This is a genomic window from Streptomyces sp. NPDC033216 (assembly GCF_055577115.1).
On sequence record NZ_JBVIQK010000001.1, the window covers coordinates 679,630 to 702,095 of the forward strand.

A 22,466-nucleotide genomic window follows, 5' to 3' on the forward strand; every position below is an offset into this window, starting at 1 on the left:
GCCGCGCGCATGGCCGTACAGGTGTACGGACGCGGGGCATGTGTCGGATGGTTGCGCGACCGTCACCGGGACGCGCCGACCGGCTCCTCCGGCTCGGCCGCCCCGACGAACGCCCGCCACAGCTCGGCGTAGCGCCCGCCCCGTGCGAGGAGTTCGTCGTGCGTGCCGTCCTCGGCGACCCGGCCGTGGTCCATGACGACGACCCGGTCCGCGCGGGCCGCCGTGGTCAGCCGGTGGGCCACCACCAAGGTCGTCCGGCGGCCCGCGATGCGGTCGGTGGCGTGGTTGACCAGGGCCTCCGTGGCCAGGTCCAGGGCGGCCGTCGCCTCGTCGAGGAGCAGGATGTCGGGGTCGACCAGCTCGGCGCGGGCCAGCGCGATCAGCTGGCGCTGGCCGGCGGAGAGGTTGCGGCCACGCTCGGCGACCTCGTGGAGATAACCACCGTCCAGGGTGGCGATCATCTCGTGCGCGCCGACCGCCCGCGCCGCCGCCTCCACCTCGGCGTCGGTGGCGTCGGGGCGGCCGTAGGCGATGGCGTCGCGGACGGTGCCGGGGAACAGGTACGCCTCCTGCGGGACGACGCCCAGCCGGTGGCGGTACGACGTGAGGTCGAGCGTGCGCAGGTCCGTGCCGTCGACCAGCACCCGGCCGCCGGTGGGGTCGTAGAACCGGGCCACCAGTTTCACCAGGGTCGACTTGCCAGCGCCGGTCTCGCCGACGAACGCGACGGTCTGGCCGGCGGGGATGCTCAGCTCGATTCCGGTGAGGGCCTCCTCGTCCTCGCCGTAGGTGAAGTGCACGTCCTCGAAGGTGATCTCGCCGCGCAGCGAGTCCACGCCGAGGGGCTTGTCCGCGGTCTTCGTGGACGTGGGCTCGCGGAGCAGTTCCTGGATGCGGCCCAGCGAGACCGTGGCCTGCTGGTAGCCGTCGAAGACCTGGGAGAGCTGCTGGACGGGCGCGAAGAACAGGTCGATGTAGAGCAGGTACGCGACCAGCGCGCCGGTCGTCAGCGTCGCGTCGTCCACCCGGCCCGCACCCGCGATCAGGACGGCCGCGGCGGCGACCGAGGACAGCAGCTGGACGAAGGGGAAGTAGACGGAGATCAGCCACTGGCCGCGGATGCGGGCCTGCCGGTAGCTGTCGCTGCGCTCGGCGAACCACTCCGCGCCGTCCCGCTCGCGCTGGAAGGCCTGCACGATCCGCAACCCGGCCACCGACTCCTGGAGATCGGCGTTGACCGCCGAAACCCGCTCACGGGCCAGTTCGTACGCCTTCACGCTGGCCCTGCGGAAGAAGAACGTGGCGATGATCAGCGGCGGCAGGGTGGCGAAGACGACCAGGGCCAGCTGCACGTCGAGCACCAGCAGGGCGGCCATGATGCCGAAGAAGGTGACGACCGAGACGAACGCGGTGACCAGGCCGGTCTGGAGGAACGTCGACAGCGCGTCGACGTCCGTCGTCATCCTCGTCATGATCCGGCCGGTCAGCTCGCGCTCGTAGTAGTCGAGGCCGAGCCGCTGGAGCTGGGCGAAGATCTTCAGGCGCAGTGCGTACAGGACCCGTTCGCCGGTGCGGCCGGTCATCCGGATCTCGCCGGTCTGCGCGGCCCACTGGACGACCACGGCGAGCAGCGCGAACAGGGAGGCGGTCCAGACGGCGCCCACGGCCATCCGCGTGACGCCGTCGTCGATGCCGTTGCGGATCATCACCGGCAGCAGCAGGCCCATGCCGGCGTCCACGGCGACGAGGCCGAGGCTGACCAGCAGCGGCAGCCCGAAGCCCCGCAGGAGCCGACGCAGGCCGTAGGAGTCCTCGGCGGCGACCGCGCGGACCTCGTCGATGTCCGGGACGTCGGTGGCCGGGGGCAGCGCCTCCACCTGAGCGAGCAGCTCGGGCGTGGCGGGCGCACCGGCCAGCGCGGTGTCCTTCCGCTCCCGGTCGCCGCTCCACAGCCGTGGGGTGACCCCGCGCTCGGCGTCGAACTCGGCGTCCAGCTCGTCACGTACGGAGGTGTCCTCGCGGGGCTCCTCGGGGCGGGCGTGGCCGGGCGAGACGCCGCCCAGCTCGTCCGGATCGGTGAGCAGGCGGCGGTAGAGCGCCGAGCGCTCCTCCAGTTCCTCGTGGGTGCCGAGGTCGGCGAGCCGGCCGCCGTCGAGGACGGCGATGCGGTCGGCGAGGTTGAGAGTGGAGCGGCGGTGGGCGATCAGGAGGGTCGTACGGCCCTCCATGACCTGCTTCAGGGCGTCGTGGATCTCGTGCTCCACGCGCGCGTCCACCGCCGAGGTGGCGTCGTCGAGGACGAGCAGCCGCGGGTCGGTGAGGATCGCGCGAGCGAGCGCCACGCGCTGGCGCTGGCCGCCGGAGAGGGTGAGGCCGTGCTCGCCGACCTTGGTGGCGTAGCCCTCGGGCAGCTCGGCGATGAACCGGTCGGCCTGGGCGGCGCGGGCCGCGGCCTCGATCTCCTCGTCGGTGGCGTCGGGACGGCCGTACGCGATGTTGCTGCGGATGGTGTCGGAGAACAGGAAGGAGTCCTCCGGCACCAGGCCGATCGCGGCCCGCAGCGAGTCCTGGGTCAGCTCGCGCACGTCGTGGCCGCCGATGAGGACGGCGCCGCGGGTGACGTCGTAGAAGCGGGGCAGCAGGAGGGAGACCGTGGACTTGCCGGAGCCGGAGGAGCCGACGACGGCGAGGGTCTCGCCTGCGCGGATCTCGAAGCTCAGCCCGTCCAGGACCGGGTTGAGTTTTCCGGAGGCGTCCCCGTAGCCGAAGGAGACGTCGTCGAACTCGACGGTCGCGGGCGCGTCGGCGGGCAGCTCCTTGGTGCCGTCCTTGATCGACGGCTCGGTGTCGATCAGCTCCAGGACGCGTTCGGTGCCCGCGCGGGCCTGCTGGGCGACCGTGAGGACCACGGCGAGCATGCGGACCGGACCGACGAGCTGCGCCAGGTAGGTGGAGAAGGCGACGAAGGTACCGAGGGTGATGTGCCCGTGCACGGCGAGCCAGCCGCCCACGGCGAGCATCGCGACCTGGCCCAGCGCGGGGACGGCCTGGAGGGCGGGGGTGTACCGGGAATTGAAGCGGATCGTGCGCAGCCGCCCCGCGTAGAGACGGCGGCCGACCTCGCGGAGCTTGCCGGTCTCCTGGTCCTCCTGCCCGAAGCCCTTCACCACCCGGACGCCGCTGACGGCGCCGTCGACCACCCCGGCGACGGCGGCGGCCTGCGCCTGCGCGTACCAGGTGGCCGGGTGCAGCTTCGTGCGGCTGCGCTTGGCGATCACCCACAGGGCGGGGGCCACGGCCAGCGCGACCAGGGTGAGCGGCGGTGACAGCCACGCCATGATCCCCAGGGAGATCAGGAACAGCAGGATGTTCCCGATGGTCATCGGGAGCATGAAGAGCAGGCCCTGGATGAGCTGGAGGTCGCTGGTGGCCCGGCCGACGACCTGCCCGGTGGACAGCTCGTCCTGCCGGCGGCCGTCGAGCCGGGTGATCGTCCCGTACATCTCGGTCCGCAGGTCGTGCTGGACGTCGAGGGCGAGACGGCCGCCGTAGTAGCGGCGGACATAGGTGAGGGCGTAGACGATCAGGGCAGCGCCGATCAGGGCGCCCGCCCAGGGGGCCATGGCACGGCTGTGGTCGCCGATCACGTCGTCGATGATCACCTTGGTGATCAGCGGGACCAGCGCCATGACGGCCATGCCGCCGAGGGAGGAGCCGAGGGCGAGGACGACGTCCGTCGGATGGCGCCACGCGTAGCTCGCCAGTCGCCGTGCCCATCCCCGTTGCGCAGCCACGCCGGTGCCTTCCGTTCGACCTGATCTTCCAGAAGGCACCAACGTGAGGGAAACCGGATTTCATCCCTCCGCAACAATTCGGTCGGCCGGCCCGATGGTTTTCGGGTGCGCCGACGTCATGACCGGTCGCGCCCGCGCGGGGGTGAGCCCTTCCACGGGTATGACGCCCTCCTGGCCGGTCGCCTCGTCCCCCGCACGCCGCCGGGAGGGCTGCTCCCAGCCACCGCCCGGACGTCGCTCAGGAGGCGGCGAGGTCCCGGTGGATGACCTTGGCGACGCCCTGGATGGTGGTGATGCCGTAGCTCATGGTGCTGTTGCCGTGGGTGAGGACGGTGATGGCGTAGTCGTGGCCGCCGCCCTTGAAGGTGCCGACGCTGTGCACCCGCCAGCCGTGGGTGGCGCGTGACAGCCAGCCGTTCTTGACGTGCCAGGCCACCCCCGCGGGCCGCCCGTACGGGGTGCCCCAGCGCTGCGACGAGACGACGCCCGCCATCAGCTTGTTGACGTAGGCGCGGGAGGTGTCGGTGAGGACGGTGTTCCTGGCCGTGAGGAGCCTGAGCAGCTTCTGCTCGTCGGTGACGGTGATCTGGGTCAGGCCCCAGTAGCCGTTCGCGCCCGGCTTGGTCTGGGTCATCCTGGCGGCCGTGAGGAAGGCCCTGATCTTCGTCACGCCGAGCTGCTTCCACAGGGTGGAGGTGGAGGCGTTGTCCGATTTGGTGATCATCGCCGTGGCGAGGGTCTTCTCGCGGCTGGTCAGCGCCCTGCCGTGCTTCTGCGCGTCCCACAGCAGCACGGCCAGGACGGTGACCTTGACGACGCTGGCCGAGTCGTAGGCGGTGGAGGCGCGCAGGGTGCAGGTGGTGTTGGTGCTGCGGTCGTAGAGGCCGACGGCGACCGTGCCCTTGCGGGTGGCGAGCGCCGCCGTGATGTCCTTCTTCAGCTTGGCGGCGAGACCTGCCCTGGCCGACGTGCAACTGACCGTCGGGGTGGCGGCGGCGGCGGGCGTGGCGGCGGCCACGCCGGTTATGAGGATGCCGGCGCCGAGGGTGCTGGCGAGGAGCCTCCTCGTGCGTCTGGCTCGTCTGGGAGTACGGAGAGTCATGCAACAGTGACACACGAGTTCGTGTGAATGGTTGTACGAATCTGAGGGGTTGTTGCCTCCTCCGCGCGTTCACAGGCGGCGGCCAGTTCCGGCACAGCGGCCACCCACGACGGCCGTACAGCATCGGCAGGGTGACCTCAGCCACCGATCCCCTCCCCCACCCGACCGTCTCCACCGACCGCCCGCCGCCCGCGGCGGATCCGGCGCGGTCCGCGCCGGACAAGGCGCCGCGCTGGTCGCTCCCCGCGCTGCTCGCGATCCTGGCCGTGGCGACGGTGCTGTACGGCTGGAACCTCTCCGGCTCCGGCCTCAACAGCTTCTACAGCGCCGCCGTACTGAGCGGCACGCAGAGCTGGAAGACCTGGTTCTTCGGCTCGTTGGACGCGGGGAACTTCCTGACCGTCGACAAGCCGCCGTTGGCCCTCATGGTGATGGGCCTGTCCTGCCGTGTGTTCGGCTTCGGGACCTGGCAGATGATGCTGCCGATGATCCTGACCGCCCTCGGCACGATCTGGATCCTGCACTCCGGCGTGAAGCGGGTGTGGGGCCACGGCGCGGCGACGGTCGCCGCGCTGGTCCTCACCCTGACCCCGATCACCGTGGCCATCAACCGGGACAACAACCCCGACACCCTGCTGGTGTTCCTGATGGTGGGCGGCGCGGCCCTGGCCCTGCGCGCCGTGCACAACGGCAGGCTGCTGCCGCTGCTCGGCTCGGCCGCCTGCTTCGGCCTCACCTTCAACACCAAGACCGGATCCGACAACGCGATGACGTTGACCAGGTTGAAGGAGCCGGTGAAGAAGGGCGAGCTGCACTACGTCCAGCTCGGTGGCGGCATGGGCGGTGGCGGCATGGGCGGTGGCTCCGCCGCCGGTACCGAGGTGACGGAGTGGGTGCGGGAGAACGGGACGGCGGTGAAGGAGAGCGACTACAGCGCGACTTCGAGCACGACGTCCGACGCGACCTCGACCTCGACCTCGACCTCCGAGTCGATGGTCCACCGGCTGGACGCCTCGGACGTGACCTGACCACCGCATGGCACCGACCGACCGCACGTCGGCCGCCACACCGGCCCGCACGGCGACGACGGCCCCCGGCTCTCCGGTCAGGGGCCGTTTCACGCCATCGACTCGCGTGGACAAGGGCTGATTTGCCGGTGCCCGTCATCTGATCGACACGTCGGATTCATTGCCTTGACCGCATGTGCATGTCACTCTCCCGATTGCCGCCTCCCATCAACACGCGTAGATCGGACACCCCACATGCTGGCGACACGCATACGCCGATGGCAGTCGGTGGCCCTGGCCACCACTGCCGTCCTGGTCGGCCTCACCGCGCCCGCGCTCACCGCGACCCCCGCCGCGGCGACCACGACGGCGTACGACTCGACGTACTACAAGAACGCGGTCGGCAAGACGGGTACGAGCCTGAAGTCTTCGCTGCACACGATCATCAGCAGCCAGACGAAGATCTCCTACTCCGCCGTCTGGAACGCGCTGAAGGTCACCGACCAGGACCCGAACAACAGCAACAACGTGATCCTGCTGTACAGCGGTGCCTCGCGCAGCAAGTCCCTCAGCGGCGGCGACCTCGGCGACTGGAACCGCGAACACACCTGGGCGAAGTCCCACGGCGACTTCGGCGAGGTGACCGGCCCCGGCACCGACCTGCACCACCTGCGCCCGGCGGACGTACAGGTCAACAGCATCCGCGGCAACAAGGACTTCGACAACGGCGGCAGCACGGTCAGCGGCGGGGGCGGCAGCCTCACGGACTCCGACTCCTTCGAGCCGCGCGACGCGGACAAGGGCGACGTGGCCCGCATGATCCTCTACATGGCCGTGCGCTACGACGGCGGCGACGGCTTCGCCGACCTCGAACCGAACGAGAGCGTCAACAACGGCAGCAACCCCTACATGGGCAAGCTCTCCGTTCTCAAGCAGTGGAACGACGAGGACCCGCCGAGTGCCTTCGAGGAGAAGCGCAACCAGGCCATCTACGACACCTACCAGCACAACCGCAACCCGTTCATCGACCACCCGGAGTGGGTCGAGGCGATCTGGTAGGCACGCGCTCCCGGCACGACCCGGCCGGCCATCGGGGAGTCGTCTCCCGTGGCCGGCCGTGGTGGTCAGCCCAGGTGGGTCGGGGCGAACATCCGGAGCAGGGTCGGCAGGACCACCACCGACGGGCCCGGGGAGGTCAGGGCCTTCGTCAGGTCCGCCTCCAGGGTTTCCGGAGTGGTGCGAAGGGCCGGGACGCCGAAGGACTCGGCCAGGGCCACGTAGTCGGGGCGGGTCAGTTCCGTGGCTGTGGCCTGGCCGAAGGCGTCCGTCATGTACTCGCGCAGGATGCCGTAGCCGCCGTCGTCGACGACGAGCCAGGTGACGTTCAGGTCGTACTGCCTCGCCGTGGCGAGTTCGGCGATGGAGTAGAAGGCGCCGCCGTCGCCGGAGACGGCCAGGACCGGGCGGGTCGGGTCGGCCACCGCCGCGCCGAGGGCCGCGGGGAAGGCGTAACCGAGGCCGCCCGCGCCCTGGGCCGAGTGCATGTGGTTCGAGCCCTTGGGGTCGAAGGCCGACCACGCCCAGTACGCCAGGATCGTCATGTCCCAGAAGGACGGGGAGTCGGCGGGGAGCGCCTTGCGGACGGACGCCAGCACCTGCTGTTCCCGCGCCAGTCCCTGGGACGCGATGCGTTCCGAGACACGGGAGAGCAGCGTGCGTACGCGCTCGGGCGCCGTCGGGTCGGGGCGTTCGGGGACCGTCTCCAGAAGGGCCTGGATCGCGAGGCGGGCGTCCGCGTGGATGCCGAGGGCGGGGTGGTTGGCCTCCAGTTTGCCGAGGTCGGCCTCGATCTGGACGACACGGCCACGCGGCGTGAACGTGTGGTAGTTCGAGGAGAGTTCACCGAGGCCCGAGCCGATCACCAGCAGGACGTCCGCGTCCTCCAGGAAGTCCGTGGTGTGGCGGTCCTCCAGCCAGGACTGGAGGGACAGGGGGTGCGTCCAGGGGAAGGCGCCCTTGCCGCCGAAGGTGGTGACCACGGGGGCGTTCAGTCGCTCGGCGAGCTTGCGCAGCTTGCCCGAGGCGTCCGCGCGGACGACTCCGCCGCCGGCGATGATCGCCGGGCGGGCGGCGTTCGACAGCAGGTCGGCGGCGACCGCGGTCAGTTCGGGACGCGGGGGGAGTTCCTCGGGGAAGGCGTCGCCGGCCGTCACCACGGGGAGCACCGTCTCGGCCAGCAGCACGTCCTGCGGGATCTCCACCCACACCGGTCCGTGCGGGGCCGTCAGCGCCGACTTCCAGGCCGCCTCCAGCGCGGACGGGATCTGGGACTGGGCGCGGACCGCGTGGACCGACTTCACCACACCCCGGAACGAGGCCGCCTGGTCCGGGAGTTCGTGGAGGTAGCCGTGGCGACCGCCGCCCAGGCCGCGCGTGGGGATCTGGCTGCTGACGGCCACGACGGGGGCGGAGGCCGCGGCCGCCTCCTGGAGCGCGGCGAGCGAGGTCAGCGCACCCGGCCCCGTCGACAGCAGCAGCGGGGCCGCCTCGCCGGTGACACGGCCGTACGCGTCCGCCGCGAAGGCGGCGTTGTTCTCCACCCGCAGCCCGATGTAACGCAGGTCGGAGCGGCGCAGGGCGTCGAACAGGCCGAGCGCGTGCTGGCCGGGCAGCCCGAAAACGGTGGTCGCGCCGAGCCCGGCCAGTGTCTCCACGACGAGGTCTCCGCCGTTGCGGCCGGCCGGCGGGTTCAGCGCGGCCTGCGTCTGGGCCGGCGTCGGACGGAGCACCAGGTCGTGGTCGTGAGTCACTTCGCGCGGGCCTCCGCGATCTGGCGGGACATGATCGTGGTCAGTTCGTACGCCGTGTGGGATGCCGCCACCGACGTGATCTCCGCGTGATCGTACGCGGGCGCCACCTCGACGACGTCCGCCGAGACGAGGTGGCAGGAGGCCAGGCCGCGCAGGATCTCCAGGAGCTCGCGGGAGGTCATGCCGCCGGCCTCGGGGGTGCCGGTGCCGGGAGCGTGCGCCGGGTCGAGGCAGTCGATGTCGATGGAGATGTACAGGGGGCGGTCGCCGATGCGCTGGCGCAGCTGGTCGGCGATCTCGTCGACGCCGCGCCTCATCACGTCCGCGGAGGTGACGATGCCGAAGCCCATCTTCTCGTCGTCGGTGAGGTCCTGCTTGCCGTAGAGCGGGCCGCGGGTGCCGACGTGGGAGAGGGCGGAGGTGTCGAGGATGCCCTCCTCGACCGCCCGGCGGAACGGCGTGCCGTGCGTGTACTCGGCGCCGAAGTAGGTGTCCCAGGTGTCGAGGTGGGCGTCGAAGTGGAGCAGGGCGACCGGGCCGTGCTTCTTGGCGACCGAGCGCAGCAGGGGCAGGGCGATGGTGTGGTCGCCGCCGAGGGTCATCAGGCGGGCGCCGGTGCCCAGCAGGTCGTCGGCGGCCGCCTCGACGGTCTCGACGGCCTCGTTGATGTTGAACGGGTTCACGGCGATGTCGCCGCCGTCCGCGACCTGCGCCAGGGCGAAGGGGGAGGCGTCCTGCGCCGGGTTGTACGGCCGCAGCAGCCGGGACGCCTCGCGGATGGCGTTGCCGCCGAAGCGCGCGCCGGGCCGGTACGAGACGCCGGAGTCGAACGGCACGCCGACCACGGCGACGTCGGCGCGGCCGACCTCGTCGAGGCGCGGCAGCCGGGCGAAGGTCGCGGGGCCGGCGTACCGCGGGACGCGGGAGGAGTCGACCGGGCCGCGGGGCGTCTCGTTGCTGCTCATCTGCTGCCTTCTTTCCTGCGTTTCGTCGTGCATGTACCGCTCCGGACTCCTGGACACGACTCTACTGGGGAGCCGGGACGGGCTCGGACAGGCGTTCGGACACCCGGTCGGCGAGCCGGTCGGGACGACCCTAGGGCGCCGGAGGGCGACTGCGAAGTGTACGTTTCATCCACCGGAGCCGTATTGGATGGAGGAAACGCACCCCATGCCTGATCCCACGGTCCCGCCCGCTCCGCCCACTCCGCCCGTGCCCCTGGTGTCCCTGCTGGCCCGCGAGGACCTGGCCCTGCGCCAGATCGCCGGGCCGCGCGATCCGGGCCTGGCCGTCCACTGGGCGCACGCCTCGGAGATGCCCGACCCGTACCCGTATCTGCTGGGCGGTGAGCTGCTGCTGACGGCAGGCGTGCACATTCCGGAGACGGCGCCGGACGGGGGTGGTCCCGGTCGGGCCGGGGCGAGCCTGGAGGAGTACGTCGACGGCTACGTCTCGCGGATCGTGGCGGCGGGCGGCGCGGCCCTCGGATTCGGCCTGGCGCCGGTGCACGAGAGCGTGCCGCGGGCGCTGGTAGCCGCCTGTGAGACCTACGGGCTGCCGCTCCTGGAGGTCCCGCCGCAGACCACCTTCTCCGGCGTGGCCCGCGCGGTCTGGCAGCTCATGGCCCAGGCCCGGCACGCCGAACTGCGCCGGGTCACCGAGGCCCAGCAGAGCCTCGCCGCCGCCGCCTCCCGGCCGGACCCCGTGCCCTCGGTACTGCGGCGGCTGGCCCAGCGGGTGGGCGGCCGGGCGGTGCTGTACGGGCCGGAGGGCACGGAGATCGCGGCGGCGGGGAGGGAGCCGGGGAGCGAGGTGCGGGTGGCGCTGGCGGAGCTGGCACGGGTGGTGCGGCCGAACAGCCGCCCCGCCCCGGCCTCCGCGACCGACACCACCGGCGGCACCCGCCTCGCGGCCTACGCGCTCGGGGCCGGCCGGGGTTTCGTGCTCGGCGTCGCCGCCCCCCGCCGCGAACCAGGTGATCACACCATCGCCTCCGCCGCCGCCGTCCTGCTCGCGCTGCTCACCGGTGAGCATCGGAGCGGCACGGAGGCGGCCCGCTCCTCGGCCCTCGTACGGCTGCTGCTCGGAGCTCCGCCGCAATCCGTGGCCCCGCTGGTGGGCGGGGAGCGGTGGCAGGTCGTGCACGGGCGACCCGAGGGGCAGGGCCCGGACGCGGTGGCCGCCTCCGCGCTGGGCGCCGCGCTCGGGTCGCCACTGGTCGACCTCGGGGCCGACGTGGTCCGGGTGCTGGTGCCCGGCGAGCGGGAGCCGCTCGCGCAGCCCGGATGGACGCTGGGGGTCAGCGACACCGTGGCCCCCGCCGACTGGCCGGCCGCCGATGTCCGCGCGGCCCGTGCCCTGGCCCGCGCCCGCGCCACCCGCGCGCCCCTGGTCCGGCACGGCGCCCGCCCGGCGCTCGCCGACCTGGTGCCGCCGGACGAGGCCGAGGCGCACGCCCGTACGCTGCTCGCTCCCCTCGGCGAGACCCTCGCCGAGACCCTGCGGACCTGGCTGTCGCTGCACGGCGGCTGGGACCGTACGGCGGTGGCGCTGGGGGTGCACCGCAACACCGTGCGGCAGCGGATCGCGCGCTGCGCCACCCTGCTGGGGACGGACCTGGACGACCCGGACGTACGGATGGAGCTGTGGTTCGCGCTGCGGCGACGGTGAGTTCGGCCGCGCGAGGGCGCGTGGCCAGGGCCGAGTGACCCACGTCCCAGCGTCCGGGACACCGGGGATTCCCGCGGTCCGCTGCCTCACAATGGAAACCATGCCGATACCCGGGACCCCCAGCCGCGCCCAGCTCGTCGAACACCTCGTGAGGACCCGTATCGCGGGGGACGTGGCCACCCCGCGTGAGAACAACCTCTCCCACTACCGCCAGCTGGCCAACGGCGTCCGCAACTTCTGGCTCGGCCTGGAACTCGGCGACCGCTGGACCGACGAGCAGGACGTGCTCGCGGTGATGGCGGAGCGGGTCGGTGTCAACGACGACCCCGAGTACCGCTACGGCCAGGACACCATCGACCCCCAGCTCACGGTCGACGGCCTGGAGCGGCTCGCCGCGCGGCTGCGCAAGGCGGCCGAGGACAGGCAGCGGGTGCTGTTCGCCACCGGTCATCCGGGCGGTCTGCTCGACGTGCACCGGGCCACGGCCGACGCGCTGCGCGGGGCCGGCTGCGAGATCGTCGTCATCCCGGACGGGCTCCGGACCGACGAGGGATACGTCATGCAGTTCGCGGACGTGGCGGTGCTGGAGCACGGCGCCACCCTGTGGCACACGCATTCGGGCGAACCCATGAAGGCGATCCTGACCGCCCTGGAGCGCGAGGGCCGCCCGCTGCCGGACCTGGTCGTCGCCGACCACGGCTGGGCGGGGTACGCCGGACAGCACGGCGTGGACTCCGTCGGATACGCCGACTGCAACGACCCCGCGCTGTTCCTCGCCGAGGCGGAGGGCACCGTCCAGGTGGCGGTCCCCCTCGACGACCACGTCCTGAGCCCGCGCCACTACGACCCGATGACGGCGTACCTGCTGGCGGAGGCGGGGCTCGTCCGGGACGGCAGGCCGTGACGGCCGGCCTCACGGCCAGGGGTTGAGCCCTTCTTCCCTGCGCTGGGCGTACCCCGGCGTCGGATCGAGGTAGACGCGCGTGACCGCCGGGAAGACCTCCCGCAGGCGGGCCTCCGCCTGCTCGCATGCCCACTCGATCTCGGCGGCGGTGGACACGTCCCGGAAGTCGACCTTGGCCGCGACCAGGGCCTCGCGCGGGCCCTGCACGAGGGTGGTCAGTTCGAGTACGGCCTCGATGTGCACGGACTCCAGCAGCTCGGCGCGGATCCGCTGCCGCATCGGCTTCGGCAGCGGGCGCCCGACGAGAAGCTCGATGTTGGAGCGGCCCAGCACCCAGGCGACGTACAGGAGCAGCACTCCGATGCACAGGGAGGCGGCGCCGTCCCAGGCGCCGGAGCCGGTGAGCTGCCCGCCGAGCAGGCCGCCCGCGGCGAGGAGGAGGCCGGCGAGGGCGGCGGAGTCCTCGAGGACGACGGCCTTGACGGCGGTGTCGGGAGTGTGCCGGAGGTAGAGCCGGAACGGCGCCCTGACGCGGGCCGCCTCGCCGCGGGCCTGGCGCAGCCCCGTCCGCAGTGAGTAGCCCTCCAGGAGGAAGGCGACGCCGAGGACGATGTACGACACGAGCGGGTCGCCGAGATCCTCGCCCTCGACGAGGGTGTGGATGCCGTCGTAGAGGGAGAAGACCGCGCCGCCGACGAAGGTGGCGACGGCGGCGAGCAGGGCCCAGACGTAGCGCTCGGGGCCATGGCCGAGGGGGTGGTCCTCGTCGGCAGGTTTCTCGCTGCGTTTGAGGGCGGTCAGCAGCAGGACCTCGGTGACGGTGTCGGCGACCGAGTGGGCCGCCTCCGACAGCATCGCGCTGGACCCGCTGATCACCCCGGCGACCGCCTTGGCGAGCGCGATCCCGAGATTGGCGACGGCGGCGACGATCACCGTGAAGGTGCTCTCGCCGCCGCCCTGTTCCTCCGCTGTGGCCATGTCCCTCAGTCTTCCCGCGGAACGCGTACCACACCTTCCTGGATGACCGAGACGGCGAGCCGGCCGTCCTGCGTGTAGATGCGGGCCTGGCCGAGGCCGCGGCCGCCGTGCGCGGAGGGCGACTCCTGGTCGTACAGCAGCCACTCGTCGGCGCGGAACGGCCGGTGGAACCACATCGCGTGGTCCAGCGACGCCCCCACCACGTCCCCGACGGCCCAGCCGCCGCGGCCGTGCGCGAGGAGGACCGAGTCCAGGAGGGTCATGTCGGAGACGTAGGTGGCGAGGACGACGTGCAGCAGGGGGTCGTCCGCGAGCTTGCCGTTGGTGCGGAACCAGACCTGGCTGTGCGGCTCACGCGGCTCGCCGAACTTGCCGTAGGGAGGCTCGTCGACGTACCGCAGGTCGATGGCCTGGCGGGCCTCCAGGAACCGCTCCACGACGTCCGGCGGGAGATGGCCGTAGCCGCGCAGGCGTTCCTCGGAGGTCGGCAGGGTCGCCGGGTCCGGGGAGGCCGGCATCGGCCTCTGGTGGTCGAGTCCCTCCTCGTACGTCTGGAAGGACGCCGACAGGGCGAAGATCGGCCGTCCGTGCTGGACCGCGACCGCGCGGCGGGTGGTGAAGGAGCGGCCGTCGCGGATGCGCTCGACGTTGTAGACGATGGGCGCGCCCGGATCGCCCATGCGCAGGAAGTACGCGTGCAGCGAGTGGGCGTGCCGGTCCGCGGGGACCGTCCGCCCGGCGGCGACCAGCGCCTGGGCCGCGACCTGACCGCCGAAGACGCGGGGGACGACGGCGGAGCGGGACCGGCCCCGGAAGATGTTCTCCTCGATCTGCTCGAGATCGAGGAGATCGAGGAGATCCTGTAGTGCCTGGCTCATGTGGACCCGTTGTACCGGCGGTGATCGCTGTCGGCTTACAGACCCATGTCCTTGGCGATGATCGTCTTCATGATCTCGCTGGTGCCGCCGTAGATGCGGTTGACACGGTTGTCCGCGTACAGGCGGGCGATCGGGTACTCGTTCATGTAGCCGTAGCCGCCGTGCAGCTGGAGGCAGCGGTCGATGACACGGTGCGCGACCTCGGTGCAGAACAGCTTGGCGCTGGCGGCCTCGGCGGGGGTCAGCTCACCGGCGTCGAGGGCCTCCGTGGCACGGTCCGCGACGGCCTCGGCCGCGTCCACCTCGGCCTGGCAGGCGGCCAGCTCGAACTTGGTGTTCTGGAAGTGGGCGACCGGCTTGCCGAAGACGGTGCGCTCCTGCACGTACTGCTTGGCGAACCGGACGGCCGCCTTGGCCTGGGCGTAGGCGCCGAAGGCGATGCCCCAGCGCTCGGAGGCCAGGTTGTGACCCAGGTAGGAGAAGCCCTTGTTCTCCTCGCCGAGCAGGTCCTCGACGGGCACCTTGACGTCGACGAAGGCCAGCTCGGCCGTGTCGGAGGTGCGCAGGCCCAGCTTGTCCAGCTTGCGGCCGATGGAGTAGCCCTCGGACTTGGTGTCCACGGCGAAGAGGGAGATGCCGAAGCGGCGGTCCTCGGCGGTGGGGGCGGAGGTCCGGGCGCAGACGATCACCTTGTCGGCGTGGACGCCGCCGGTGATGAAGGTCTTGGAGCCGTTGAGGACGTAGTGCGTGCCGTCCTCGCTCAGCCTGGCCGTGGTCTTCATGCCCGCGAGGTCGGAACCGGTGCCCGGCTCCGTCATCGCGATGGCCCACATCTCCTCGCCGGTGACGAACTTCGGGAGGTAGCGCTTCTTCTGCTCGTCGGTGGCGAGCATCTTGATGTACGGCAGGGCGAGCAGGACGTGCACGCCGGAACCGCCGAACTGGACGCCGGCGCGGGCGGTCTCCTCGTACAGGACGGCCTCGAACTTGTGGCTGTCCAGGCCCGCGCCGCCGAACTCCTCGGGGACGTTGATCCCGAAGATGCCCAGCTCGCCGAGCTTGTAGTAGAACTCCCGCGGGGCCTGGCCGGCGGCGAACCACTCGTCGTATACGGGCACGACCTCGGCCTCGATGAAGGCGCGAAGGGTCTCCCGGAACGCCTCGTGATCCTCGTTGAACACCGTACGGCGCACGCCGCCACCTCCACGTACCTCGGCCTGTCTAAGCGCTTGCTCATAGCACCGTACCGGCGAGTACGAGGTGCGTCCAGGGTGGGTACGGGGTAACGCTCGTCACGCCCTCCGGCCACCGCCCGCTCCGGCTTCCCGGCCGGCCGGGAAGCCGCACGCGCCCGGCGCTCCGCCTCGGGCCCCGGCCCGGCCCGGCCCCGAGCCTGGCGCTTCGAGCAACCCGAACGACTGGCCCTTCCCGCCCCTACGTCTCCGCCGCGGAGCCGAAGGCGCCCCTGGCCATCCGGTGGAGGAGGTCCGCCATGGCTCCCCGGCCGGGGAGCGAGCCCGCCCTCCCCAGGTGCGGGGTGGAGTTCAGCAGTCCGAACACCGAGTGCACCGCGGACCGGGCCGCCGGTTCCGTCAGCGCCGGGTAGGCCTCGCGGACGACCTCCACCCACAGCTCGACGTACTGCCGCTGCAACTGCCGCACCAGCTTGCGGTCGCTGTCGCGGAGGCGGTCCAGCTCACGGTCGTGCAGGGTGATGAGGGGACGGTCGTCGAGCGCGAAGTCGATGTGCCCCTCGATGAGCGAGTCGAGGACCGCCTCGCCCCCGACCCCGTCGGCCTCCTGCACCCGGCGCCGCGCGCCGGTCAGCAGCCGGCCGCTGATCCCGACCAGCAGCTCCGCGAGCATCGCGTCCTTGCCGGGGAAGTGCCGGTAGAGGCCGGGCCCGCTGATGCCGACCGCGGCTCCTATCTCGTCCACGCCGACGCCGTGGAACCCGCGTTCGGCGAACAGCCGCGCGGCCTCCTTGAGGATCTGCTCGCGGCGGGTCGGGGCGTCGGTTCTGGTGGCCATGAAAACAATTCTAGACATCGAGGTTAGCGCTCGTTAACCTGATGGAAATGGTTAACGCTCATTAACAGTCGACCACTGGGTGAGGGGACCGCAAGGTATGGAGCAGGCACCGGAGCTGACCAGCGCGGCAGACCCCGCGTCGGAGGCCTGGCGGGCCAACGAGAAGGCCCACCTCGCACTCGTCGAGGAGCTGCGCGGCAAGCTCGCCGCGGCCCGCCTCGGCGGCGGGGAGAAGGCGCGGGCCCGGCACACCGCGCGCGGGAAGATGCTGCCGAGGGACCGGGTGGACACCCTCCTCGACCCCGGTTCCCCGTTCCTGGAACTGGCCCCCCTCGCCGCCGACGGGCTGTACGACGGGCAGGCCCCGGCCGCCGGCGTGATCGCCGGGATCGGCCGGGTCAGCGGCCGGGAGTGCGTGATCGTCGCCAACGACGCCACCGTCAAGGGCGGCACCTACTACCCCATGACGGTCAAGAAGCATCTGCGGGCCCAGGAGGTCGCTCTCGAGAACCGCCTGCCGTGCCTGTACCTGGTGGATTCCGGCGGCGCCTTCCTGCCCATGCAGGACGAGGTGTTCCCGGACCGTGAGCACTTCGGGCGGATCTTCTACAACCAGGCCCGGATGTCCGGCGCCGGCATCCCGCAGATCGCCGCCGTGCTCGGCTCGTGCACGGCCGGCGGGGCGTACGTCCCGGCCATGAGCGACGAGGCCGTCATCGTGCGCGGCCAGGGCACGATCTTCCTCGGCGGCCCCCCGCTGGTGAAGGCCGCCACCGGGGAGGTCGTCACCGCGGAGGAACTGGGCGGCGGCGAGGTCCACGCGCGGGTGTCGGGCGTCACCGACCATCTCGCGGAGGACGACGCGCACGCGCTGCGCATCGTGCGGACCATCGTCTCCACCCTCCCGGCCCGCCGCGCGCTCCCCTGGGAGGTGCGGCCGTCCGTCGAGCCGAAGGTCGACCCCCACGGCCTCTACGGCGCGGTCCCGGTCGACTCCCGTACCCCGTACGACGTACGGGAGATCATCGCCCGTGTCACCGACGGCTCACGGTTCGCCGAGTTCAAGTCCGAGTTCGGGCAGACCCTGATCACCGGCTTCGCCCGCATCCACGGGCACCCCGTCGGCATCGTCGCCAACAACGGCATCCTGTTCTCCGAGTCCGCCCAGAAGGGCGCCCACTTCATCGAGCTGTGCGACCAGCGCGGCATCCCGCTGCTGTTCCTCCAGAACATCTCCGGCTTCATGGTCGGCAAGGACTACGAGGCCGGCGGCATCGCCAAGCACGGCGCCAAGATGGTCACCGCGGTGGCCTGCACGCGCGTGCCCAAGCTGACGGTCGTGGTCGGCGGGTCGTACGGCGCCGGGAACTACTCGATGTGCGGCCGGGCCTACTCCCCCCGCTTCCTGTGGATGTGGCCGAACGCCAAGATCTCCGTGATGGGCGGCGAGCAGGCCGCCTCCGTCCTCGCCACGGTCAAGCGCGACCAGCTGGAGGCGCGCGGCCAGGAGTGGCCCGCCCAGGAGGAGGAGGCCTTCAGGGACCCGATCCGGGAGCAGTACGAGCGGCAGGGCAACGCCTACTACGCGACCGCCCGGCTCTGGGACGACGGGGTCATCGACCCGCTGGACACCCGCCAGGTGCTGGGTCTGGCCCTGACCGCCTGTGCCAACGCGCCCCTGGGTGATCCCCAGTTCGGCGTCTTCCGGATGTGAGGGGCTCCAAGACGATGTTCGACACAGTCCTCGTGGCCAACCGCGGCGAGATCGCCGTCCGGGTCATCCGCACCCTGCGCTCCCTCGGCGTGCGCTCGGTGGCCGTCTTCTCCGACGCGGACGCCGACGCCCGGCACGTCCGGGAGGCCGACACGGCCGTCCGGATCGGTCCGGCGCCCGCCGCCGAGTCCTATCTGTCGGTGGAGCGGCTGCTGGAGGCCGCCGCCCGCACCGACGCCCAGGCCGTCCACCCCGGCTACGGCTTCCTCGCGGAGAACGCCGGCTTCGCGCGCGCGTGCGCCGACGCCGGGCTCGTCTTCATCGGGCCGCCGGCCGACGCGATCTCCCTCATGGGCGACAAGATCCGCGCCAAGGAGACCGTGCAGGCGGCGGGCGTCCCGGTGGTGCCGGGGTCCAGCGGAAGCGGTCTCGACGACGCCGAACTCGCCGCCGCGGCACGGAAGATCGGCATGCCCGTGCTGCTGAAGCCGTCGGCCGGCGGTGGCGGCAAGGGCATGCGGCTGGTGCGGGAGGCCGACAGCCTCCTCGACGAGATCGCCGCCGCCCGCCGTGAGGCACGCGCGTCCTTCGGCGACGACACGCTCCTCGTCGAGCGGTGGATCGACCGGCCCCGGCACATCGAGATCCAGGTGCTCGCGGACGGCCACGGCAGGGTGATCCACCTGGGCGAGCGCGAGTGCTCCCTCCAGCGCCGGCACCAGAAGATCATCGAGGAGGCGCCCAGTGTGCTCCTCGACGAGGCGACCCGCGCGGGGATGGGCGAGGCGGCGGTCCAGGCGGCCCTGTCCTGCGGCTACCGGGGCGCCGGCACGGTGGAGTTCATCGTCCCCGGCGGGGACCCGAAGGCCTACTACTTCATGGAGATGAACACCCGTCTCCAGGTGGAGCACCCCGTCACCGAGCTGGTCACCGGGCTCGACCTGGTGGAGTGGCAGCTGCGGGTGGCGGCCGGTGAGCGGCTGCCGTACACGCAGGACGACATCCGTCTCACGGGGCACGCCGTCGAGGCCCGCCTGTGCGCCGAGGACCCCTCCCGCGGGTTCCTGCCGTCCGGCGGCACCGTGCTCAGGCTGCGCGAGCCACGGAGCGAAGGGGTGCGCACCGACTCGGGGCTGAGCGAGGGCACCGAGGTCGGCAGCCTGTACGACCCGATGCTGTCCAAGGTGATCGCGTACGGCCCCGACCGGGCCACGGCGCTGCGCAGGCTCCGGGCCGCCCTCGCGGACACGGTCACGCTGGGCGTGCAGACCAACGCCGGGTTCCTGCGCCGGCTGCTCGCCCATCCGGCGGTCGTGGCGGGCGAGCTGGACACCGGACTGGTCGAGCGGGTCGTGGACGACCTGGTCCCCACCGACGTACCGGAGGAGGTCTACGAGGCCGCCGCGGCCGTACGGATGGAGGCGCTGAGGCCGTCCGGGCCCGGGTGGACGGATCCCTTCTCGGTGCCGAGCGGATGGCGGCTGGGCGGGGCGCACCGGCCGGTGGCGTTCCCGCTGCGGGTCACCGACCCCGTGGAGTACGCGCCGCGCGGCACCCATGCCGTCACCGACGACCAGGTCACCGTCACCCTCGACGGCGTCCGGCACACCTTTCACCGCGCCGGTGACTGGCTGGGCCGCGAGGGCGACGCCTGGCAGGTGCGCGACCACGACCCGGTGGCCGCGTCCCTGACCGGGGCCGCGCACGCGGGCGCCGACTCGCTGACCGCGCCCATGCCGGGCACGGTGACGGTGGTGAAGGTCGCCGTCGGCGACGCGGTGACGGCGGGCCAGAGCCTGTTGGTGGTGGAGGCGATGAAGATGGAGCACGTCATCTCCGCCCCGCACGCCGGCACGGTCGCCGAACTGGACGTCACCGCGGGCACGACCGTCGCCATGGACCAGGTGCTGGCCGTGATCGCGCCGCACGAGGAGGAGGGATGACCGTGCGAGGACTTCCGATGACGGTGCCCGCGCCGGGCCTGCCGGCACGGGTCCGCATCCACGAGGTGGGCGCGCGCGACGGCCTCCAGAACGAGAAGACGACCGTTCCCACGGCCGTGAAGGCCGAGTTCGTGCACCGGCTCGCCGAGGCCGGGCTGACCACGATCGAGGCGACCAGCTTCGTCCACCCCAAGTGGGTGCCCCAGCTCGCCGACGCCGAGGAACTGTTCCCCCTGCTCTCCGGCCTGCCGGTGGAGCTGCCGGTGCTGGTGCCGAACGAACGCGGGCTGGACCGGGCGCTGGCCCTGGGAGCCAGGCGGGTCGCGGTGTTCGCCAGCGCCACCGAGTCGTTCGCCAAGGCCAACCTCAACCGCACGGTGGACGAGGCGCTGGCCATGTTCCACCCGGTGGTGGAGCGGGCCAAGGCCGACGGGGTGCATGTGCGCGGCTACCTCTCCATGTGCTTCGGCGACCCCTGGGAGGGGGCGGTCCCGGTCCCCCAGGTCGTCCGCGTGTGCCGGGCCCTGGTCGACATGGGCTGCGACGAGCTGAGCCTCGGCGACACGATCGGTGTCGCCACCCCCGGCCATGTCGAGGAACTGCTGACCGCGCTCGACGAGGAGGGCATCCCCGTCGGCGCGCTCGGCGTGCACTTCCACGACACCTACGGCCAGGCCCTCGCCAACACCCTGGCCGCGCTCCGGCACGGCGTCACCACCGTCGACGCCTCGGCGGGCGGGCTGGGCGGCTGCCCGTTCGCGAAGTCCGCCACCGGCAATCTCGCCACCGAAGACCTCGTGTGGATGCTGACCGGCCTCGGCATCGACACCGGGGTCGACCTCGGCCGTCTCGTCGCCACCAGCGTCTGGATGGCCGGCCGACTGGGCCGGCCCAGCCCGTCCCGCACCGTCCGCGCCCTGTCCCACGAGGACACAGAGGGCCAAGAGGGCCGCGCGGCCCACAAGGAGCAGTGACCGCCATGGACCACCGACTCTCCCCCGAGCTGGAAGAACTGCGGCGCACCGTCGAGCAGTTCGCGCACGACGTCGTGGCGCCGAAGATCGGCGACTTCTACGAGCGGCACGAGTTCCCGTACGAGATCGTCCGCGAGATGGGCCGCATGGGCCTGTTCGGGCTGCCCTTCCCCGAGGAGTACGGCGGTATGGGCGGTGACTACCTGGCGCTGGGCATCGCGCTGGAGGAACTGGCCCGCGTCGACTCGTCGGTGGCGATCACCCTGGAGGCGGGCGTGTCGCTGGGCGCGATGCCGATCCACCTCTTCGGCACCGACGAGCAGAAGCGGGAGTGGCTCCCGCGGCTGTGCTCCGGCGAGATCCTGGGCGCGTTCGGCCTGACCGAGCCGGACGGCGGCAGTGACGCGGGCGCGACGCGTACGACGGCCCGGCTGGACCCGGACACCGACGAGTGGGTGATCAACGGCACGAAGTGCTTCATCACCAACTCCGGCACGGACATCACGGGCCTGGTCACCGTCACCGCCGTGACCGGCCGCAAGCCGGACGGCAGACCGCTGATCTCCGCCATCGTCGTCCCGTCCGGCACCCCCGGCTTCACGGTCGCCGCGCCCTACTCCAAGGTCGGCTGGAACGCCTCGGACACCCGCGAGCTGTCCTTCACCGACGTCCGCGTCCCGGCGGCGAACCTGCTGGGAGAGGAGGGCCGCGGCTACGCCCAGTTCCTGCGCATCCTGGACGAGGGCCGCGTCGCCATCGCGGCACTGGCGACGGGCCTCGCGCAGGGCTGTGTGGACGAGTCGGTGAAGTACGCCCGGGAGCGCCACGCCTTCGGCCGCCCGATCGGCGCCAACCAGGCCATCCAGTTCAAGATCGCCGACATGGAGATGAAGGCCCACACGGCCCGCCTCGCCTGGCGCGACGCGGCGTCCCGCCTGGTGTCCGGCGACCCCTTCAAGAAGGAGGCGGCCCTGGCGAAGCTGTACTCCTCGACGATCGCCGTCGACAACGCCCGCGACGCCACCCAGGTCCACGGCGGCTACGGCTTCATGAACGAGTACCCGGTCGCCCGTATGTGGCGCGACTCCAAGATCCTGGAGATCGGCGAGGGCACGAGCGAGGTCCAGCGGATGCTGATCGCACGGGAGTTGGGGCTGGCGGGCTGAGGGTCACAGCACCCGCCTTCCTCCGGACGGCCGGCGGGAGTCGCGCCACTTGCTCCGGAGGCCCGGCGGGAGTCCCGCGACTTCCTCCGGACGCCCGGCGGGAGTCTCCCGCCCCTCCTTCCGGGGCTGCGGGCGGAGTCCCCCCTCGGGGGATCCGGGCGGGGGACCCGGGCGGGGGGCGCCCCTCCTTCTTCCGGAGCGCCCGGCGGCGGGGTACCCGCCGCCGGGCCCGCGGGTCCTGGATCCGCCCGTACCGTGCCGCCGCCGCGAGCGCCGCGAGGCCCCTGACAGGGCGACGAGGGCCGCAGCCGCTCGCCCGGCCGGCGGGGTACGTGCCGTCGGTGACGACGGCGGGCTGTCGACCGTGCGCACGGCGTCCGGTGCGGGAGACAAGGGAGAGGCGCTGTCGTCCCGGGTACCGTCGGCATCGACGGCCGCGACGTCTTCCCGTCAGCAAGTGGGCCGTCGAGCCCATGCCGTGAGAACTCCAGGGCC

General features: G+C 72.1%; 16 protein-coding genes and 1 pseudogene. 9 read left to right on the forward strand and 8 right to left on the reverse strand.

The window, feature by feature from the left end:
* Positions 1 to 62: 62 nt before the first annotated feature.
* Together ACZ5Y0_RS02935 and ACZ5Y0_RS02940 are read right to left on the reverse strand one after the other, a co-directional pair.
* Positions 63 to 3,794, reverse strand: coding sequence for an ABC transporter ATP-binding protein (locus tag ACZ5Y0_RS02935; RefSeq protein WP_469126861.1), 3,732 nt, complete (start codon positions 3,792 to 3,794; stop codon positions 63 to 65).
* 238 nt (positions 3,795 to 4,032) lie between these two features.
* The gene (locus tag ACZ5Y0_RS02940) at positions 4,033 to 4,896 is read right to left on the reverse strand and encodes a serine hydrolase (RefSeq protein ID WP_469126862.1); all 864 of its coding nucleotides are present in this window, start codon (positions 4,894 to 4,896) and stop codon (positions 4,033 to 4,035) included.
* 131 nt (positions 4,897 to 5,027) lie between these two features.
* On the opposite strand from ACZ5Y0_RS02940, the pseudogene ACZ5Y0_RS02945 reads away from it, so the two are divergent.
* The 3 genes and pseudogenes from ACZ5Y0_RS02945 to ACZ5Y0_RS02955 all read left to right on the forward strand — a co-directional run.
* Positions 5,028 to 5,645, forward strand: a pseudogene (locus ACZ5Y0_RS02945) (ArnT family glycosyltransferase); the annotation flags it as partial.
* A gap of 18 nt (positions 5,646 to 5,663) precedes the next feature.
* Positions 5,664 to 5,924 carry a mannosyltransferase YkcB-related protein gene (locus ACZ5Y0_RS02950; RefSeq protein ID WP_469126958.1) on the forward strand — a complete coding sequence of 87 codons (261 nt, stop codon included), beginning with the start codon at positions 5,664 to 5,666 and terminating at the stop codon, positions 5,922 to 5,924.
* A gap of 234 nt (positions 5,925 to 6,158) precedes the next feature.
* The gene (locus ACZ5Y0_RS02955; protein WP_469126863.1) at positions 6,159 to 6,962 is read left to right on the forward strand and encodes an endonuclease I family protein; all 804 of its coding nucleotides are present in this window, start codon (positions 6,159 to 6,161) and stop codon (positions 6,960 to 6,962) included.
* A 65-nt stretch (positions 6,963 to 7,027) separates the two neighbouring features.
* On the opposite strand, the gene ACZ5Y0_RS02960 is transcribed toward ACZ5Y0_RS02955, so the two are convergent.
* Together ACZ5Y0_RS02960 and speB are read right to left on the reverse strand one after the other, a co-directional pair.
* Positions 7,028 to 8,713 (reverse strand): thiamine pyrophosphate-binding protein, encoded by a 1,686-nt coding sequence (locus tag ACZ5Y0_RS02960; RefSeq protein WP_469126864.1) that lies wholly within the window; start codon positions 8,711 to 8,713, stop codon positions 7,028 to 7,030.
* Positions 8,710 to 9,678 carry an agmatinase gene (gene speB, locus ACZ5Y0_RS02965; RefSeq protein WP_073498523.1) on the reverse strand — a complete coding sequence of 323 codons (969 nt, stop codon included), beginning with the start codon at positions 9,676 to 9,678 and terminating at the stop codon, positions 8,710 to 8,712. The genes ACZ5Y0_RS02960 and speB overlap by 4 nt, the downstream gene beginning before the upstream one ends.
* Positions 9,679 to 9,883: 205 nt before the next feature.
* Between speB and ACZ5Y0_RS02970 the strand changes: the two genes are divergently transcribed.
* Both ACZ5Y0_RS02970 and ACZ5Y0_RS02975 read left to right on the forward strand, forming a co-directional pair.
* On the forward strand, positions 9,884 to 11,383 hold the full coding sequence (locus ACZ5Y0_RS02970; RefSeq protein ID WP_469126865.1) for a helix-turn-helix domain-containing protein: 1,500 nt from the start codon (positions 9,884 to 9,886) through the stop codon (positions 11,381 to 11,383).
* A 100-nt stretch (positions 11,384 to 11,483) separates the two neighbouring features.
* Positions 11,484 to 12,287 (forward strand): phosphatase, encoded by an 804-nt coding sequence (locus ACZ5Y0_RS02975; RefSeq protein ID WP_469126866.1) that lies wholly within the window; start codon positions 11,484 to 11,486, stop codon positions 12,285 to 12,287.
* A gap of 9 nt (positions 12,288 to 12,296) precedes the next feature.
* Here ACZ5Y0_RS02975 and ACZ5Y0_RS02980 read toward each other — a convergent pair whose 3' ends face one another.
* The 4 genes from ACZ5Y0_RS02980 to ACZ5Y0_RS02995 all read right to left on the reverse strand — a co-directional run bounded on the left by ACZ5Y0_RS02980 (position 12,297) and on the right by ACZ5Y0_RS02995 (position 16,174).
* Positions 12,297 to 13,265: a cation diffusion facilitator family transporter gene (locus tag ACZ5Y0_RS02980; protein WP_469126867.1), complete on the reverse strand. Its 969-nt coding sequence runs from the start codon at positions 13,263 to 13,265 to the stop codon at positions 12,297 to 12,299.
* A 5-nt stretch (positions 13,266 to 13,270) separates the two neighbouring features.
* Positions 13,271 to 14,143: an acyl-CoA thioesterase gene (locus ACZ5Y0_RS02985; protein WP_469126868.1), complete on the reverse strand. Its 873-nt coding sequence runs from the start codon at positions 14,141 to 14,143 to the stop codon at positions 13,271 to 13,273.
* A gap of 35 nt (positions 14,144 to 14,178) precedes the next feature.
* Complete coding sequence (locus ACZ5Y0_RS02990; RefSeq protein WP_469126869.1) at positions 14,179 to 15,336, reverse strand: acyl-CoA dehydrogenase family protein; 1,158 nt, start codon at positions 15,334 to 15,336, stop codon at positions 14,179 to 14,181.
* A gap of 241 nt (positions 15,337 to 15,577) precedes the next feature.
* Entirely contained in the window at positions 15,578 to 16,174 is a 597-nt protein-coding gene (locus ACZ5Y0_RS02995; protein WP_469126870.1) for an SACE_7040 family transcriptional regulator, read from the reverse strand.
* 97 nt (positions 16,175 to 16,271) lie between these two features.
* On the opposite strand from ACZ5Y0_RS02995, the gene ACZ5Y0_RS03000 reads away from it, so the two are divergent.
* The 4 genes from ACZ5Y0_RS03000 to ACZ5Y0_RS03015 are packed head-to-tail and all read left to right on the forward strand — an operon-like array spanning position 16,272 to position 21,971.
* On the forward strand, positions 16,272 to 17,888 hold the full coding sequence (locus tag ACZ5Y0_RS03000; protein ID WP_469126871.1) for a carboxyl transferase domain-containing protein: 1,617 nt from the start codon (positions 16,272 to 16,274) through the stop codon (positions 17,886 to 17,888).
* A gap of 14 nt (positions 17,889 to 17,902) precedes the next feature.
* Positions 17,903 to 19,831, forward strand: a complete 1,929-nt coding sequence (locus ACZ5Y0_RS03005) for an acetyl/propionyl/methylcrotonyl-CoA carboxylase subunit alpha (protein ID WP_469126872.1) — start codon at positions 17,903 to 17,905, stop codon at positions 19,829 to 19,831.
* Entirely contained in the window at positions 19,828 to 20,805 is a 978-nt protein-coding gene (locus ACZ5Y0_RS03010) for a hydroxymethylglutaryl-CoA lyase (protein ID WP_469126873.1), read from the forward strand. Before ACZ5Y0_RS03005 ends, ACZ5Y0_RS03010 begins: the two co-directional genes overlap by 4 nt.
* A 5-nt stretch (positions 20,806 to 20,810) precedes the next feature.
* Positions 20,811 to 21,971, forward strand: a complete 1,161-nt coding sequence (locus ACZ5Y0_RS03015; RefSeq protein WP_469126874.1) for an acyl-CoA dehydrogenase family protein — start codon at positions 20,811 to 20,813, stop codon at positions 21,969 to 21,971.
* Positions 21,972 to 22,466: the final 495 nt, after the last annotated feature.